General features: G+C 70.3%; 13 protein-coding genes. 6 read left to right on the top strand and 7 right to left on the bottom strand.

Annotated features, from left to right (window positions below; translation table 11 throughout):
• Positions 1-127: 127 nt before the first annotated feature.
• Positions 128-1,516: a hypothetical protein gene (locus ACSYGN_RS08300; protein WP_460393433.1), complete on the top strand. Its 1,389-nt coding sequence runs from the start codon at positions 128-130 to the stop codon at positions 1,514-1,516.
• Here ACSYGN_RS08300 and ACSYGN_RS08305 read toward each other — a convergent pair.
• Both ACSYGN_RS08305 and ACSYGN_RS08310 read right to left on the bottom strand, forming a co-directional pair.
• Positions 1,461-3,395 carry a DUF2264 domain-containing protein gene (locus tag ACSYGN_RS08305; RefSeq protein WP_460393435.1) on the bottom strand — a complete coding sequence of 645 codons (1,935 nt, stop codon included), beginning with the start codon at positions 3,393-3,395 and terminating at the stop codon, positions 1,461-1,463. The genes ACSYGN_RS08300 and ACSYGN_RS08305 overlap by 56 nt on opposite strands.
• Before the next feature lie 396 nt (positions 3,396-3,791).
• Positions 3,792-4,922 carry a rhamnogalacturonan acetylesterase gene (locus tag ACSYGN_RS08310; RefSeq protein ID WP_460393437.1) on the bottom strand — a complete coding sequence of 377 codons (1,131 nt, stop codon included), beginning with the start codon at positions 4,920-4,922 and terminating at the stop codon, positions 3,792-3,794.
• A gap of 254 nt (positions 4,923-5,176) precedes the next feature.
• On the opposite strand from ACSYGN_RS08310, the gene ACSYGN_RS08315 reads away from it, so the two are divergent.
• Complete coding sequence (locus ACSYGN_RS08315) at positions 5,177-6,856, top strand: rhamnogalacturonan lyase B N-terminal domain-containing protein (RefSeq protein WP_460393439.1); 1,680 nt, start codon at positions 5,177-5,179, stop codon at positions 6,854-6,856.
• Between the two features lie 27 nt (positions 6,857-6,883).
• On the opposite strand, the gene ACSYGN_RS08320 is transcribed toward ACSYGN_RS08315, so the two are convergent.
• Positions 6,884-8,293: an RICIN domain-containing protein gene (locus ACSYGN_RS08320; protein WP_460393441.1), complete on the bottom strand. Its 1,410-nt coding sequence runs from the start codon at positions 8,291-8,293 to the stop codon at positions 6,884-6,886.
• Entirely contained in the window at positions 8,290-9,408 is a 1,119-nt protein-coding gene (locus tag ACSYGN_RS08325) for a glycoside hydrolase family 43 protein (protein WP_460393443.1), read from the bottom strand. Before ACSYGN_RS08325 ends, ACSYGN_RS08320 begins: the two co-directional genes overlap by 4 nt.
• A 265-nt stretch (positions 9,409-9,673) precedes the next feature.
• Between ACSYGN_RS08325 and mmuM the strand changes: the two genes are divergently transcribed.
• Both mmuM and ACSYGN_RS08335 read left to right on the top strand, forming a co-directional pair.
• Entirely contained in the window at positions 9,674-10,594 is a 921-nt protein-coding gene (gene mmuM / locus ACSYGN_RS08330; RefSeq protein ID WP_460403295.1) for a homocysteine S-methyltransferase, read from the top strand.
• A 110-nt stretch (positions 10,595-10,704) separates the two neighbouring features.
• Positions 10,705-11,466: a maleylpyruvate isomerase family mycothiol-dependent enzyme gene (locus tag ACSYGN_RS08335; protein ID WP_460393445.1), complete on the top strand. Its 762-nt coding sequence runs from the start codon at positions 10,705-10,707 to the stop codon at positions 11,464-11,466.
• A 4-nt stretch (positions 11,467-11,470) separates the two neighbouring features.
• On the opposite strand, the gene ACSYGN_RS08340 is transcribed toward ACSYGN_RS08335, so the two are convergent.
• Together ACSYGN_RS08340 and ACSYGN_RS08345 are read right to left on the bottom strand one after the other, a co-directional pair.
• Entirely contained in the window at positions 11,471-11,614 is a 144-nt protein-coding gene (locus ACSYGN_RS08340) for a hypothetical protein (protein ID WP_460393447.1), read from the bottom strand.
• 61 nt (positions 11,615-11,675) lie between these two features.
• The gene (locus ACSYGN_RS08345) at positions 11,676-12,257 is read right to left on the bottom strand and encodes a phosphotransferase (RefSeq protein ID WP_460393449.1); all 582 of its coding nucleotides are present in this window, start codon (positions 12,255-12,257) and stop codon (positions 11,676-11,678) included.
• A 282-nt stretch (positions 12,258-12,539) separates the two neighbouring features.
• On the opposite strand from ACSYGN_RS08345, the gene ACSYGN_RS08350 reads away from it, so the two are divergent.
• Positions 12,540-12,962, top strand: a complete 423-nt coding sequence (locus tag ACSYGN_RS08350) for a VOC family protein (protein ID WP_460393451.1) — start codon at positions 12,540-12,542, stop codon at positions 12,960-12,962.
• Between the two features lie 28 nt (positions 12,963-12,990).
• Here the strand turns inward: ACSYGN_RS08350 and ACSYGN_RS08355 are convergent, their stop codons facing one another.
• Positions 12,991-14,193 (bottom strand): YihY/virulence factor BrkB family protein, encoded by a 1,203-nt coding sequence (locus ACSYGN_RS08355; RefSeq protein WP_460393453.1) that lies wholly within the window; start codon positions 14,191-14,193, stop codon positions 12,991-12,993.
• 156 nt (positions 14,194-14,349) lie between these two features.
• Between ACSYGN_RS08355 and ACSYGN_RS08360 the strand changes: the two genes are divergently transcribed.
• The gene (locus tag ACSYGN_RS08360) at positions 14,350-15,984 is read left to right on the top strand and encodes an acyl-CoA dehydrogenase family protein (RefSeq protein ID WP_460393455.1); all 1,635 of its coding nucleotides are present in this window, start codon (positions 14,350-14,352) and stop codon (positions 15,982-15,984) included.
• Positions 15,985-16,159: the final 175 nt, after the last annotated feature.

The following is a 16,159-nucleotide window of genomic DNA, read 5'->3' on the forward strand; positions in this document are numbered from 1 at the left end:
GTGGTCGGTGGCGTGTCAACGGTGACCGCCCCCATCCACCTGGCCGAGGCACCCCGGTTCGGGTCGTACGGCACCCGCGGTACAGACCGTGCGGCAACCTCCCGCGCTCCGGCGGCGACCGAAGGGCATGACTACCGCACGACGCACGACAGATCACCGCCGGATCCGCGCCGCACGCAAGCCCGCGATCGGCGCGCTCGCCGCCGCCGGGGTGCTGGCCGGGGCGTGGTACGCCACCGCCGGCGCGGCCACCACCACCGCCACCGCCCTCACGCCGACCAGCACCACCGTCACGCTGTCCGCCAAGTTCCCTTACCTGTCGGCGGGTTACAACAACACCCGGGAGTGGACCCGGACCTCCACCGCGGTCGCCCCCGACGGCACGCTGCGGGTGGCCTGGCCCGCCTCCGACGGCGTCCATGTGACCCCGCTCACCGCGGCCGGAAAGCGCTCCGGCGCGGACACCGTGGTCAAGGGCGCCAAGGAGGTGGGCGGTCTGGTCGCGCACAACGACGGCTTCGCGCTGCTCACCCGGGTCTCCGACACCAACAAGTGGAAGGAGACGGCGGCCGCGATCGTCCGCTACAAGGGCGGTACCCAGGCATGGCGTACGAAGCTCACCGGCACCGCCTCGCACGACACGTCCCCGCTGCTGGACGGCCAGCTCACCTGGAACGGCGCCAAGTACGGTGCCTACTTCGTGGTGCACGGCGCGGGCGGCTTCGCCGACGGGCACTACGGCGACAAGTTGGCGTACGTCAGCACCAAGGGCGGGAAGCTGAGCGGCGGCTGGGACTGGGGATGCAGCCACAACGAGGGCATCGCACTGCACGCCGAGTCGTCCGGCGCGTTCACCTCGGTCTGCTTCGACGACTGGCGTTCCGGCCTGTTCGTATCCACCGGGATCGCCGCCCCGGACGTGGCACCGGTGGTGCAGCGGGAGGAGTGCTGGGCGGGGTACTGCGGTGGTACCTTCCCCAGCCGCACCGGTGACCTGGTGAAATCGTCCACGGGCCGCTACGCCACGGCGTTCGCCTCACGCGGGGCCGCCTCCGCGAAGAAGAACCCCGCCGACTCCAGCGGCCGCGGCTGGTCGGTCACCCCGAAGACCAGCACCCATCAGGTGGCGGTGGCCTTCCTCAAGAACAAGTCCTCCGGCCCCGGCAAGGCGCTGTACCTGACCAACGCCAAGGGCACCGAGCACGTCAACGTCCACGTGGCGCCGTACGGCAAGGACCGGCTGCTGCTGTCCTGGGAGTCGCTCAAGAACGCCACCTGCAAGAGCGGCACCTGCACCGGCACCTTCACGGGCACCCATCTGCGGCTGATCGACTGGAACGGTGGTTTCAAGAGCGCGGACAAGGTGGTCTCGGCGCGTATCACCGGGGACATCGCGGTCCTCAAGGATGGCACGCTGACCTGGGCGTACGCGCCGGTCACCCCGTCGTACGGCAGCCCGCTCAGCGCGGCGTCACCGACCACGACGACGCTGCGGACGGCCCGTCTGACGCCGTGAACCTGAACCGCCGAACCCGGCGGGTGCGCCAGGTGACGTCCAGTTCGATGTCCTGCGCACCGTCCGGTCCGGCGGCCTGCCGGGGGTCGTCCGCGGCCCGGCCCCCGCGGACCGTGACGGACACCAGCTCGGGGAGGGGCAGCGGGTCCCGCTCGGCGGTCAGGCGGGCCGCCGCCACGAAGAGGGTCGCGGGGGCGTCGCCGGTCACACCGGTCAGGGGGGCCGGTGCGGCAGGCGGCATGTCCGAGAGGTCCGCGGACGGTTCGGGGTCACCGCCGTCCGCCCGGTGCAGGTCCGCATGGCGCGGGTCCGCATCGTGCGGGTCCGCATGGCGCGGGTCCGCATAGCGCAGGTCCGCATGGTGCAGGTCTCCCCGCTGCAGGCCCAGCAGGCCGTGCAGCGGCAGCAGTTCGGCCGTCTCGCCGTTCTCGTCCCACGGCACCCATCCCGTGACCCGGACCTCCGTCCCGGGAGCGGCGCCCGCCACCAGATGGGCCCGGATCTCCGCGGCGCCCTCGGCCACCACGAGGCTGACGACCGACGCCCCGGCGGCCGTGATGTGACGGGAGGCCGCCCAGCCTTCCCCCACCCCCAGCGGCACGATGCCCGTACGCTCCGGATCGCCGCCGACCGCGAGGGAGTTGTCCGGCGGTGAGCCCACCGGCCGCGTCACCGTCGAGTAGGCGAGACGCGTGTAATAGGGGTCATAGCGGACGTCCTCGCTGCCGTGGTTGTGCAGCCGGACGATGCCGTCCGTACGGGTCGACTGGAGCAGCCAGTTGGGGCCTGTGATCGAGGTCACCTCGTCGGCGCGCTCGGCCGGGCCGGGTTCCTCCGGCGCCGTCCACACCGGATGGTCCGGCGGGAGCAGCAGCCCGAGGAAGCCCTTGCTGGCCCAGTACGGCGACGCGGGGCCCGAATAGCCCTGCAGCACGGCCGGGTCGGGGCCGTCCCAGCCCAGGGTGAGCAGGCCCCGCTCGTCCACGGCGCCGCGGTCGAGGAAGTACTTCAGCGCGCCCGACGCCAGCCGCCGGGTCTCGCCGGGGGTGAGCGGTGTCCGGCCGGTGAGCGCGCCCAGCCAGAGCGGGGCCGCCGTGGCGAAGCGGTACGTCAGGGAGCGCCCCTGGTGCATGGGGGCGCCGTCGCCGCCGAAGAGGCGGGCGTAGTCGGCGAGATGGCGTTCGAGACGACTGCCGTAGCGTTCCAGCAACTCTGCGTCACCGGCCAGCCATGCGTGCAGCACCGGATAGAGGTGCAGGGCCCAGCCGTTGTAGTAGTCGAAGGCGCGGCCGGGACCGTCCGAGTACCAGCCCTCGCCGATATACCAGTCCTCGATGCGCTCCAGTCCTCTTTCGACCGCTTTGCGTGCGACGTCGGGGGTGTGTCCGACCTCGACGAGGAAGCCTCCGACCGTGACGGGAAACAGTTCCCAATTGCAATGCCACGGTTCCGCGACAAGAGCGTCGGAGAGCCAGTCGGCGGCTCTCTGGCGCACTCTGTCGGACAGCCGGTCCCACAGCAGGGGCCGGGTCAGCCGCAGGGCGAGGGCGATCGAGGCGGCCTCGACGAGGGGCTGCCCGCGGTCCTCGATCCGCGGCCAGACGCCCGCGGTGCCCGCCGCCAGGCCCTCCGCGTACCGCCCGAGGGCGTTCCCGTCCCGGCGTAAGGCCGCGAGGAGCAGCGTGCGGGCATAGCCCTCCAGACCGTCCGAGAGGCGCCCTGACCAGCTCTGGCGGTCTCCGGGGAGGTGATACAGGGCCAGATCCTCGGTGGCGTACGGCCGTACGGCGGCGAGCAGGGCGTCGGCGGCGGCCTCCCAGTGGGCCCGGGTGTAGCCGGTGCGCGGGCTGAGGGTACGGTCGGCGGGGGGCAGGTGCATGGGAGGCTTCGCTCCTTACTGTGGGGGTTTCGAGCCGACGACAGAGGGCCAAAACCTTCGGCAGGTGAAAGCATCCACCCCGAAACAGCCCTTGATTCGTTCAACCCTTGAAATCACCCGCTGCGTGCTCGTTCAGCTTGTGAAAGCACTTTCCCCCTCCTGAGACCTTGATCATTCAGTCTGTGAAGTTCGGCACTATGGTTTTGACCTGGTTTGCCGCGGGGTGAAATGCGCCACAGTGGTGGCGGGGCCCCGGGCAAGGGCCGACAAGAGCCGGCAACGGCCTGGGACGGATCGGTTCCGGTCAGGATGCCCCAGGGTCCTATGGGGTGACCGGCTCGTCCATAGGCCGGTCGGCCATCTGGTCCGCCCGCCCCTGCTCCCCTCTTACCCCCGTTATCCCCCGCTTCTTACCCCCCGCTCCGGGACCAGATGCAGGGCGACCAGCGCGTCACGCACCAGGCCCGCGTAGACGGTGGCTCCGTGGGCGGAGGTGTGCGTGTTGTCCCTCTTCTCGTTGTAGAGGTAGAGCGCCTTGGAGCCCTCCACGCCGAGGGACTCCACGAGCGCCTTGGTCCGCGCGGTCAGATCGACGAGGGGGACGTCCTGGGCGGCGGCGACCGAGCGGATCACAGCCGGGTGGTCCACGCCGAGCCCGTTGACCAGCAGGGCGGTGCCGTTGTTCAGGGTGCCGTCGGCGCTGAACCAGCGCCGGACGATCGGCGTGACGAGGACGGGCCGGCCGCCCTTCTCCCGGACACCGGCGACCAGCGTCTCCAGATTGGCCCGGTAGGTCACCTCGTCGGTCGTCTTGTCGTTGTGCGCGAGCTGGATCAGCACCAGGTCGCCGGGGCGGATCAGCGGCTGGACGGTGCCGAACAGCCGCGGGTCGGCCAGATAGCTGACCGTGCTCTCCCCGGAGTCGGCGTAGTTGGCGACGGACAGACCCCGGCGCAGGAACTGCGGCAGCTGCTGGCCCCAGCCGGAGTAGGGGTCGGCGGGCTGGTCGCACACGGTGGAGTCGCCGATCAGCAGGATCTGGCGAGCGCGCCTGGCCGGGGTGACGGTGATGCCGGCGAGGGCGGGGGCGGTGCCGCCGAGGACGAGGTCGAGGCCGGGGGTGCCGTCGGGGCCGGTGGGCTCGCCCTCGGGGGTGCGGACGTTCACGGTGAAGGAGCGGGTGACGGTCTCACCGGCGGCGGTGGCGGTCTCGGGGAGCAGCGAGCGGCGGGTCTCACCGCTGATGCTCGTGCTGGCGGCCGCCGCGCCGCCGAGGCGGACCCGTATGTCGTAGGTGCCGGGCGGGACGTCGAAGTGGCAGGCGGTTGCGGTGCAGTCGGCGATGCCGAGCGGGCGCTGCGGGGGCTGCGACCGCTCGTGCGCTTGGGCCGGTACGGCCGTGAGGGCGGTGCTCAGGGTGAGCACCGCGAGGGCGGAGAGGGCGAGTCGTCTGCTGGGCGTCCTGGACGGGACGGGCGTCACAGGCGTGATGGGCGTCGTGGATGTGATGGGCGTCGTGGGCGTCATACGTCGGCTCCTCCGGATCGAACGTGAGCGGGAGTGATCGAGCACGAGCGGCGGGGCGGGGCGGCCGGGGCGCGGTACAGAGCCGGCCGCAGGACCGTACCGCTCTCGACAAGCGCTTTCTAGACTTCCGCCGTGCTTCACAAGAAAGCCGACTTCCCACCGGCGAAAGCCCTTTCGCAATAACGATTCAACTGCCACCCTGCCTGACACCGCACGAGCACCCGCACCCCCTCCCCTTCCGAAGGAGGCACCCCATGTCCGGATCCGTGAACAGGCCGGTGCGACGCCGTACCTTCGTGCTCGGTACGGCCGCCGCCGGTTCCGCGGCGCTGGCCGGTCCGCTGGCACCCACCGCGGCGGCGGCCGGTTTCGGCTGGAGCGACGACGGCTCGAACTATGTCGTCGACACCGGCGCGAGCCTGGTCTTCAAGGTGAGCAAGACCAACGGCGATCTGACCTCCCTGGTCTACAAGGGAACCGAGTACCAGGGCTACGGCGGCAAGAACTCGCACGTCGAGTCGGGGCTCGGCACCTCCACCGTGACCGTCGCGCAGTCCGGCTCGACGATCCTGATCTCCGTGACGTACGGCACGCTCAGGCACTACTACGCGGCCCGCAGTGGCGAGAACAATGTGTATGTCTGGACCAACAAGGCCGACGCCTCGGTCAGCGCAACCCGTTACATCGTGCGCGTCAGGGCGGGCATGTTCCTCAACGACGAGCCCGACTCCTACACCTACGCGCCCACCACCATCGAGGCGTCGGACGTGTTCCAGAAGACCGACGGCCAGACCCGCTCGAAGCACTACTCCAAGCTCCGCGTCATCGACTACGACTACGTCGGCTGGACCACCGGCGCCGTCGGCCTGTGGGTGGTGCGCAGCAACCACGAGAAGGCCTCCGGCGGTCCCTTCTACCGCTCGCTGCTGCGCCACCAGAGCGCGGACGGCGGCGGGCTGTACGAGATCCTGTACTACGGCGAGAACCAGACCGAGTCGGAGCGCTACGGCCTCCAGGGCCCGTACGTCATCGCCTTCACCGACGGCGGCGCCCCGTCCTCCTCGCTCTTCCACGCCGGCCTCACCCCCTCTCCCTCGTGGGCGGATGCGCTCGGCATCGCCGGGTACGTGCCCGCGAGCGGGCGGGGCCGGGTGGCGGGCGTCGGGATCGCCGGACGGAACACGGCCTACGCCTACACCGTCGGGCTCGCCAACTCGGCGGCCCAGTACTGGGGATCGGCGCGTGCCTCGGACGGCTACTTCTCCGTCACCGATGTGCTGCCGGGGACGTACACCCTGACCGTCTTCAAGGGTGAACTGGCCGTCTACACCACCTCGGTGACGGTCACCGCGGGCGCCACCACCACCCTCAACACGATCACGGTCCCCACCTCCAACGACCCGGGAAACGCCACCGCGATCTGGCGGCTGGGCGAGTGGGACGGGACGCCGGGCGGTTTCAAGAACGCCGCCCTGATGACGTACGCCCACCCGTCCGACGTACGGGCCGCCGCCTGGACCGGGAACGTGGTGATCGGCAGCGGCGGCGAGACGGCGGCCTTCCCGGCGTATCTCTGGAAGGACGTCAACAGCGGTCTGATCGTCTACTTCAGGCTCACCTCGGCGCAGGCCGCCGCCGCGCACACCCTGCGGATCGGTGTGACGACGGCGTACGCCAACGGCCGCCCGCAGATCGCCGTCAACGACTGGACGTCGTCGATCCCCTCGCCGCCCACGCAGCCCAGCACGCGGTCGCTGACCGTGGGCTCGTACCGGGGCAACAACCACACCTTCACCTACAGCGTTCCGGCGAGCGCCTGGCTCACGGACACCAGTCAGTACAACCTGCTGAGGATCTATGTGGTGAGCGGCTCGGGGACGACGAGCTATCTCAGCGCCGGCACCGCGGTCGACGCGATCGACCTGCTGGCCTGACGGCCTGACCGATCCGCCGATGTGATGTCAGGTCCCGCGTGTCCACTGCTGGTTGGTCCCTCCGTTGCAGGTGTACGTGATGATCGCGGCGGAGTTGGCGGTGGAGGCGCCGGACACGTCCAGGCACTCGCCGCTCGCGCGGGACTTGATGTTCACATAGGAACCGGAGGTGACCAGCGACCACTGCTGTGCGGTGCCCGAGGTGCAGTTCTCCTGGGTGACGTCAGTGGCGTTCTCCTGGAGGCACAAGGAACTGCCGCGGCCCATGAGCTGGTAATAGCCGGAGCCGAGATCCTTGAACCACCACTTCTGGTTGGTGCCGCCGTTGCAGGTGTACTGGTTGATCGCGACGCCCTGCCAGAGGGACTGGCTCGGCACGTCGGCGCACTTGGAACTGTGCCTGGCGATCAGTGTGTTGTACGTGGCGGCGGTCCCGGTGACGGTCCCGGCCGCGGTGTCGACGGAGACCTCCGGGTACCAGGACATGGACATCGACGTGGAGGTCGGGAAGATCAGCGGCAGCCATACGTACCGGGAGTCGTTGACGGTCCCGCCGAAGGAGTTGCCCCAGCGGTCGCCCATGTAGAGGTACGAGGTGCCCGAGGTCCCGGTGACCGGAAGGACGTAGGCGGTCTGGGAGTTGTACGTCGTGGAGTCGCCGACATTGGTCCAGGAGGTCCAGGGACCGGCGACGGAGGTCGCGGTGGCGTACTGCTGCTGGTTGGCGTTCCAGCCGGTGGCGGCCGAGGTGAGCATGAAATAGACGCCGCCGCGCTTGAACAGGGCCGGGGCCTCCCGGTGGCCGCCGGGCCAGGGGTTGGCGACCAGGCTGTCGATGCCGGTGTAGTCGGCGGTGAGCTTGTAGATGTGCAGGTCGTAGTTCTCGTTGGCGGCGGAGACCATGTAGGCGGTGCCGTCGGTGTCCACGTAGGTGGTGAGGTCGCGGGACATGTACTGGCCGAGCGACCGGAAGCTGCCCTGGTAGGTGTAGGTCCCGTCCACGGTGCTGGAGACGGCGACGGCGGCCCTGGCCTGGCTGTAGTCGACGCCGTTCTCCTTGTGCATCCACATCACGTACGTGCCGGTGGCCGCGTTGTAGATGACCTTGGGGCGCTCGATGTAGGCGGTGCCGAGTTCGTCGGCGGAGGACTGGGACAGGACATGGCCGCGGAACTCCCAGGACTTCAGGTCGGTGGAGCGGTAGGCGTCCACGTATCTGAAGGTGTTGTCGGAGTTACGGTCCTCCCCGAACCAGTAGTAATAGTTGCCGACCTTGATGACGCCGCCGCCGTGCGCGTGCACCGTGTTGCCCGAAGTGTCGGTGAACTGGACGCCGTTGGTGACGGTCTGGGCCGCCGCCTGGGCCGTACCGGCGAAGCCGAACGCGCCGGCGAGCGCGAGACAGAGGGCGAGGAGCAGAGCTCGGGCGCGTCTCAACTCGATCCCTCCGTCGCGGTGTCGGCGACCGGGATGCCGAAGTCCGGTGTCCCGTCGGCGTGCCAGCCGAACCGCTGGATCCGGGTGTGGCGGTTGGGGTCGTTCAGCGGGTCGCCGGTGATCTCCTTGTACTGACGGGCGTGATACACGAGGACATCGCTGCGGCCGTCCTCGGCGACGGTGAAGCAGTTGTGCCCGGGGCCGTACTGCCCGGTGGTGTCGTTGCTGGTGAAGACCGGAACAGGGGACTTGGACCAGTTGGCCGTGTCCATCAGGTCGCGACCGGCGTCGGCGGTGAGCAGGCCGATGCAGTAGTGGTAGTCGGTGGCGCTGGCCGAGTAGGTGAGGAAGACCCGGCCGTTGCGCTGAAGGACGTACGGACCCTCGTTGACCTTGTAGCCGACGCGCTCCCAGTCGAACTCGGGCGTGGACAGCCGTATCTGAGGACCAGTCAAAGTCCACGGATTCGCCATCTTGGACAGCCACAGGGCGGTGTTGTTGTCCATGCCGGGCTCGTGCTGGGCCCAGGCGAGATAGCGGCTGCCGTGGTGGGTGAAGGTGGTGGCGTCGAGGGAGAAGGTCTCCCAGGCGGTCTTGATCTGCCCCCGCTCCGTCCAAGTCCCCTTGAACGGATCACGGTTGGCGTTCTCCAGCACCCAGATGCGGATCGCCCAGATATCCTCGGCGGGCGCGGAGGCGAAGTAGATGTACCACTTGCCACCGATGCGGTGCATTTCGGGCGCCCAGATGTGCGCGCTCATCGGCCCGGTGGTGTGCGCCCGCCAGACGACCGACTCGGCGGCGGTGTGCAGGCCGCCCAGGGTGCGGGAGCGGCGCAGCACGATCCTGTCGTACTCGGGGACGGTGGCCGTGAAGTAGTAGACACCGTCGGTGTGGCGGCTGATGTGTGGGTCGGCGCGCTGGGGGACGAGGGGGTTGACGAAGGGTGTCGCGGGCCTGGCGGACTTGGCGGGCGCGGCGTGCGCTGCGGGCGCGGCGATGGCGGTGGTCGCGGTGGGGATGGCGGACGCGGCGGCCAGGGCGGCTCCGGAGGCGGCGCCCTTCAGCAGCAGGCGCCGACTGGGGGTGGGGGGCAGATGCTGTTCGCGGCTCATGCGGACTGCCTCTCGGCGGAGGGATGCAGTTGTTCAGTTGTCAGTTGCTCAGTTGCCCGGCTGTGCGGTTGTTCCGTCGTTCGTCGTTCCGTCGTTCATCGTTCGTGGTTTCGAACGCTATCTGGCATTACGAACGATAAAAAGGTAAGGGCGGGGTACGGGAAGGTCAACGGGACAGACGGGACAAGGTGGTAAGCGTTTTCTGAGCGGTGTCGGACGCTGTCGTATGGACTAGCGTCGAGGCGTGAGCACCACCGATACGCCTATGCCCTCCCCGAGCCTCTCCGAGGCGCTCGCCGCCGGACCGGTCGTCCTCGACGGTGGGATGTCCAACCAGCTCGAGTCCGCGGGGCACGATCTGAGCGACGAGCTGTGGTCGGCCCGGCTGCTCGCCGAGCAGCCCGAGGCGATCACGGAGGCGCACCTGGCCTATTTCGAGGCGGGCGCGAGCGTGGCGATCACCGCGAGCTACCAGGCCACGTTCGAGGGCTTCGCAAGGCGGGGCATCGGGGCGCCGGAGGCCGCGCGGCTGATGGGGCTGAGCGTGGAGCTGGCGCGGGAGGCGGCACGGCGGGCCCGGGCCGGAGGCGTGACGCGTCCGCTGTGGGTGGCCGGATCGGTCGGTCCGTACGGGGCGATGCTCGCGGACGGCTCCGAGTACCGGGGGCGGTACGGGCTGAGCGTGGCCGAACTGGAGCGTTTCCACCGGCGCCGGGTGGAGGCGCTGGCCTCGGCGGGGCCGGACGTGCTGGCACTGGAGACGATTCCCGACGTGGACGAGGCGAGGGCGCTGCTGCGGGCAGTACGGGGGGTGGGGGTGCCGGTGTGGGTGTCGTACACGGTCGCCGGTGGGCGTACCCGGGCGGGGCAGTCGCTGGAGTCGGCGTTCTCCGTTGTCGCCGGTGTGGACCAGGTGGTCGCGGTGGGGGTCAACTGCTGCGCGCCGTCGGATGTGGACGAGGCGACCGCCGTCGCCGCACGGGTCACCGGCAAGCCGGTCGTGGTGTACCCGAACAGCGGGGAGTCCTGGGATGCGGGGGCGCGTCGCTGGATCGGCGGTTCCCGGTTTTCGGTGGGGCGGGTGGGGGCGTGGGCGGATGCGGGGGCGCGGTTGATCGGGGGGTGCTGCAGGGTGGGGCCGGAGGGGATCCGGGCGATCGCTGAGGCGGCGGTGGGGGCGGGGTGAGGCGTTGCGGGTCGAGTGCGGGCACGTCGTGGCCGGTCGCGCAGTTCCCCGCAGCTGACGGCCTGGAAAACAGGGTGCGGTCGGCTGAACTGGGGTGATAGGCAAGCGATGTGACAGAGAGCCTTGAGTATTCCGCCCTGCTGCAACTGATCGACGAGCGGTCGGCCGCGTTCCGGAGTGCGGTTGCCGCCGCGCCCAGCCTTGACGCGCCGGTGCCGTCCTGCCCCGAGTGGACGTTGTTCGATCTGGTACAGCACCTGGGTACGGGCCAGCGCTGGTGGGCCGCGATCGTCGCCGCGGGCCCGGCCGAGGCTCCGCCGGCCAAGGATGCCGCGGAGGTGCCGCGCGAGCTCCAGGCGCTGCTGGCCTGGTACGCCGAGTCGAACGAGCTGCTGCTGAGTGCGCTGCGCGAGGCCGGCCCGGAGCGCGAGTGCTGGGCGTGGTGGAGCGCCGGCGTGTCGCCGGCGAACGCCTGGGGCGTTGCCCGGCGCCGGGTGCACGAGGTGTTGGTGCACACCTACGACGCCCAGCTCGCCACAGGCGCCGTGCAGCCGATGCCGACGGACGTCGCGATCGACGGCGTGGCCGAGTTTCTCGACACCTGCAACTCCACCCCGGCGGCCTGGCCGCACGAGGCCGCCACCATCCACTACCACGCCACCGAGGGCCGCTCCTGGCTCCTCGCGCTGGACAGCACAGGCGCCTGGCCCGCACCCCTCACCATCGACGCCGCGCCCGCCTCCGCTTCGGCCACGGGCACGGCCGAGCAGCTGCTCCTCTTCGTCTGGGGCCGCCTCACGCTGAGCGACCTGAACATTGAGGGCGACCAGCAGGTGTTCGAGCAGCTGATCGCCTGGGAGCCCGAGGAGTAGCCAGTCAAAACCGCCGGCGAACGGCCTCGATGACGTCCGCGTCGGTGAACATCGCGAACAGCTCCGCCTCCGCGCGGCGGACGGCCGGCACGGCCCCGTACAGCTCGGACGCGAGCGCCTCCCGCAGCACTGCCGACTCAGCCAGCAAAGGGATATGGCTACGACCAGGCTTTCTGTCAGGTGCTCTCAGCCGCGCGCAGCGCCCACGCTCACCGTACTGAGCGTTCCAACGCGGTCCGGTGATCGGAAACCCACTGATAGGCCGTCTGAACCTGCCTCACCACCCCCGCGTCACGGAGCCGGGCCATGGCGACGTCACCCGTATCCGCCTGGGACTCGATGCCCCGCCAGCACCGGTCCTGCCACCACAAGATCGTGGACAGGAGACGTTGCCGGTCGGACAACCCGTAGCCGTCGACGATCAGCCTCATGCGCCGGGCTGCCTCCTCGACGTCGGTGACCGAAGGGCCCAGACCGAGGTACTGCCAGCAGACATGAGCGTTGTCATGGATCCGCGCGCCCGGCGCAGCAAGGTCCCAGTCGATGAACGCCGTCGGCCGGAGCTCGCCACCGCACAGCTGATAGACGGTGTTCTTCGGCGACAGGTCGTTGTGACACACGACCTCTTGGTCTCCGGCCAGCGGGGTGCCGGCCGTCAGGTCGTGGAACTCACGCACGAGCCGGGCGACCGCCGTCAGACTCTCGTCGGATGACACGGCAGCGGGTTGGCGCGGCTCCCATGCCACATGGCCATCAAGGTGACTGAGGACTTCACGGCCCTCGTCGTCCATACCGAGATACCGCGGAGCACCACTCCAGCCACTGGATTCCAGCAACCTCAGCAGATCACTCACAAAGTTCGTGCGAGCCGAGGCCGGACGGCGCACCGTGTCCCCGACACGAACGACAGCATTGACGAAACCTCCGGGCAAGGACGACTCAGGCATCCGCCCACCTTGCCCGATCGCTACGTCCAGCGCTCAATGAGTACGAGGCGGTGTTCAGTGCGCCGGCACGCCCGGCGCCTCGCTCACTTCTCCGTCTCGCCCGACCCCGCGAAGGAGCCCCCTGACATGTCAGCCTCCACCGCACCGGTTACCCCGCCCGACACTCCTCAGCTCTTCCGCCTCAGCGTCGAGGTCGGCGACCTCGACCGGGCCGTCGCCTTCTACAGCGAACTGTTCGGCATCGAAGGCCATCGGCAGCCCGGTGCCCGCTGCTACTTCGATTGCGGGCCCGTCATCCTCTCGGTCCTGGACGTCTCGGCCGTCGGAACGCCGCACACCGCGGCGAAGGCCCTGTACTTCACCGTCCGGGACCTCGAAGCCGTCTTCGCCCGCGCCGAGGGCCTCGGCTGCCTGTCCACGGACCTCGTCCACGACCAGAGCGCCGGGGCCATCGTCGTCCGCCCGTGGGGCGAGCGGTCGTTCTACGCCGATGATCCCTGGGGCAACCCGCTGTGCTTCGTGGAGCGCGGCACCGTATACGGAGGCTGACTTCCGCGGCGGTCCGCGACGGTCATGTCTACGGCGACGTCCCGTCGTGCTTCTGCTGCGGGTGGGTGTTGTGGCCGGTGTTGTGGTCGGTGTGCTGTGCGCCGTGCTGCCCGCCGCTGTGGTGGGTGCTCTTCACATGGGTGCGCAGTCGGGAGGTGACGTCCTCGGGGGGCAGGAAGCGGGACCAGCGCTCCGGGAACTCGGACGGCATGTCCGGGTCGTCGGGGTCGGGCTCGCGCTCCTCGGCCACCCGGGCGACGTACTCGACGATCTGCGCCTCCCGCAGCCGCTCGTTCGCGGCGCGCGCCGCGGCGGTCGCGGCGGCGGGCCAGACCCGGTCGACGGCGGCGTTGACCGCCGCGCCGACCAGGACGGCGAAGGCCGACACACCGATCCACAGCAGGACGGCGACGGCCGCGGCGAGGGAGCCGTAGATCGTGGCGCCCTCGATCTCGTGGGTGATGTAGATGCGCATCAGGAAGCTGCCGAGCACCCACATGCCGAGGGCGACCAGGGCGCCGGGCACGTCCTCGATCCACGGGGAGCGCACCGGCACGGACACGTGGTACAGCGTGGTCAGGAAGACCACGGACAGAATGATCAGCACAGGCCAGTAGAGGATCTGCACAAGCGTCTCCGACCAGGGGACCACCTCCACCACCACGTCCGGGCCCGCCACCATCAGCGGCAGCGCGACCGAGCCGATCAGCAGGGCCACGACGAACAGCAGGAACGACATCACCCGTGACCAGACGACGCCTCGCACACCGTCCAGGCCGTACATGACGGTGATGGTCTCGACGAAGACGTTCACCGCTCGGGAGCCCGACCACAGGGCGAAGAGGAAGCCGAGCGAGATGACATCGGGGCGGCCGCCCTTGTTCACGTCGTGCAGGAGGGGCACCAGGATGTCGTGGACGCCCTTCTCCGACAGGACGGTGCGGGACGCCTCGACGATGTTGTCCTCCAGGCTCCTGATGGAGTCGGTGCCGGTCCACTCGTCGACGTAGCCGAGCATTCCGATCAGGCTGAGCAGCAGCGGTGGCACGGAGAGGAGGGTGAAGAAGGCCGCCTCGGCCGCCAGGCCCAGGATGCGGTAGTGCATGCAGGAGTCGACGGTGTCCTTGAGCAGCAGCCAGGCGGTCCTGCGCTTGGAGACGTTCCGGTACAGGGCTCGCGCCCGGTGGAGGCGGCCCACGGGCCTCTCGGGGGTGTCACTGGCATGCTGCACGACCTAACGGTATCCGTCGTGGCAGGTCGCACTCATCCCGCGGGCCCCGTGGCCGGTTCTGCCGACCGGGCCCTGTGGCCCGTTTGCCCGGGACCCGGGGCCCCGGCGGAGGCGTTCCGGGTGAGCGGTCGGGGCCGCCCGGGTAGGTTCCTGGACATGGCACGCACCACGCACACCGTGACCAATCAGCCGCCCCCGCTGACCGGTCACGACACCTTCGCCACGGACCGTGCCCTGGTGGCGGCGGTCGAGCGGTACACCGATCCCGCGATGCTCGACGAGGTGTGCGACGAGCTCTCCCTGCTGGGCCGCACCTGCGGGTCGGCGCAGGTGCAGGAGTGGGGGGTGCTGGCGAACGAGAACCCGCCGCGGCTGCGCACCCACGACCGGTACGGGCGGCGCGCAGACGAGGTCGACTTCCATCCCGCCTGGCACCGGCTGCTGGGCAAGGGCGTCGGGGCGGGCCTGACCGCGGCCTGGGTGCGGCCTGCCGGGCATGTGCGGCGGGCGGCGGCGTTCCTGCTGTGGTCGCAGGTCGAGGCGGGCAACGGCTGCCCGCTGTCGATGACCCACGCGGCGGTGCCCGCGCTGCGCGCCGACCCCGGGCTGGCCGCCGAGTGGGAGCCGCGGCTGACCTCCGTGATCTACGACCGTGAGCTGCGGCCCGCCCGGCTCAAGGCCGGGGTGCTGTTCGGCATGGCCATGACCGAGAAACAGGGCGGCAGCGACGTACGCGCCAACACGACGGCGGCGCTGCCGCTGGCGGAGGACGGGACGTACGAGCTGACCGGGCACAAGTGGTTCTGTTCGGCGCCGATGTCGGACGGCTTCCTGGTGCTGGGGCAGGCGCCGGGAGGCCTCACCTGCTTTCTGGTCCCGCGGGTGCTGGAGGACGGCAGCCGCAACGTCTTCCTCATCCAGCGGCTCAAGGACAAGCTGGGCAACCGTTCGAACGCCTCCGCCGAGGTCGAGTTCGACGGCACCTGGGCGCGCCGGGTCGGTGAGGAGGGGCGCGGGGTGCGCGTCATCATCGACATGGTCGCGGCGACCCGGCTGGACTGCGTGCTCGGCTCGGCGGGCCTGATGCGGCAGGCGGTGGCGCAGGCGATCCACCACTGCACGCACCGGGAGGCGTTCGGCGGACCGCTCGCCGACAAGCCGCTCATGCGCAACGTACTGGCCGACCTGGCGCTGGAGTCGGAGGCGGCGACCGCGCTCGGAATGCGGCTCGCGGCGGCGCACGACGACGGGGGCGAGCAGGAGCGGGCGTTCCTGCGGCTCGCGGTGCCGGCGGCGAAGTACTGGGTGACCAAGCGGTGCGCGCCGCTCGTCGTGGAGGCCGCGGAGTGCCTGGGCGGCAACGGGTACGTCGAGGAGTCCGGGCTGCCCCGGCTGGTGCGGGAGTCGCCGCTGAACTCGGTGTGGGAGGGCGCGGGCAACATCCAGGCCCTGGACGTCCTGCGAGCGCTGCAGCGGGAGCCGCAGGCCCTCGACGCCTTCCTCCTGGAGGTGGGCCGGGCCCGCGGCGCCGACCACCGCCTCGACGCCGCGATCAAGGACCTCCTGACCGAACTCGCCGACCTGGACAACGCCGAGGGCCGGGCCCGGCGCCTGGTCGAACGGCTGGCCCTGGTCCTCCAGGGCGCCCTCCTGGTCCGGCACACACCCCCGGAGATCTCCGACCCCTTCTGCGGCTCCCGCCTGGGCGGCGACTGGGGAGCGGCCTTCGGCACCCTGCCCTACGGCGGAGGGCTGGCGTCGGTGGTGGAGCGGGCGCGGCCGGTGGCTTGAGCGGGTACCCATTCGGCTTGCCGAGTCGGTGGTGGGTGGTCATAGGCCCGGGGGTCCAGGGGGCGGAGCCTCCCTGGGACGGGAGCGGACGAGGGCAGAGCCCGCGTACCCACGGGGTTGGATGGCCGGTCAAGGCGCCGCCTGGGCACGCGCGGGGGTGGTGCTGCGCCGACAC

This window comes from Streptomyces sp. YIM S03343 (assembly GCF_054729195.1).

Coding starts and splice junctions, on each gene's coding strand:
- ACSYGN_RS08315 (WP_460393439.1), top strand. CDS start 5,177: ATGTCCGGATCCGTGAACAGGCCGGTGCGACGCCGTACCTTCGTGCTC.
- ACSYGN_RS08300 (WP_460393433.1), top strand. CDS start 128: ATGACTACCGCACGACGCACGACAGATCACCGCCGGATCCGCGCCGCA.
- ACSYGN_RS08325 (WP_460393443.1), bottom strand. CDS start 9,408: ATGAGCCGCGAACAGCATCTGCCCCCCACCCCCAGTCGGCGCCTGCTG.
- ACSYGN_RS08345 (WP_460393449.1), bottom strand. CDS start 12,257: ATGGACGACGAGGGCCGTGAAGTCCTCAGTCACCTTGATGGCCATGTG.
- mmuM (WP_460403295.1), top strand. CDS start 9,674: ATGCCCTCCCCGAGCCTCTCCGAGGCGCTCGCCGCCGGACCGGTCGTC.
- ACSYGN_RS08360 (WP_460393455.1), top strand. CDS start 14,350: ATGGCACGCACCACGCACACCGTGACCAATCAGCCGCCCCCGCTGACC.
- ACSYGN_RS08310 (WP_460393437.1), bottom strand. CDS start 4,922: ATGACGCCCACGACGCCCATCACATCCACGACGCCCATCACGCCTGTG.
- ACSYGN_RS08350 (WP_460393451.1), top strand. CDS start 12,540: ATGTCAGCCTCCACCGCACCGGTTACCCCGCCCGACACTCCTCAGCTC.
- ACSYGN_RS08305 (WP_460393435.1), bottom strand. CDS start 3,395: ATGCACCTGCCCCCCGCCGACCGTACCCTCAGCCCGCGCACCGGCTAC.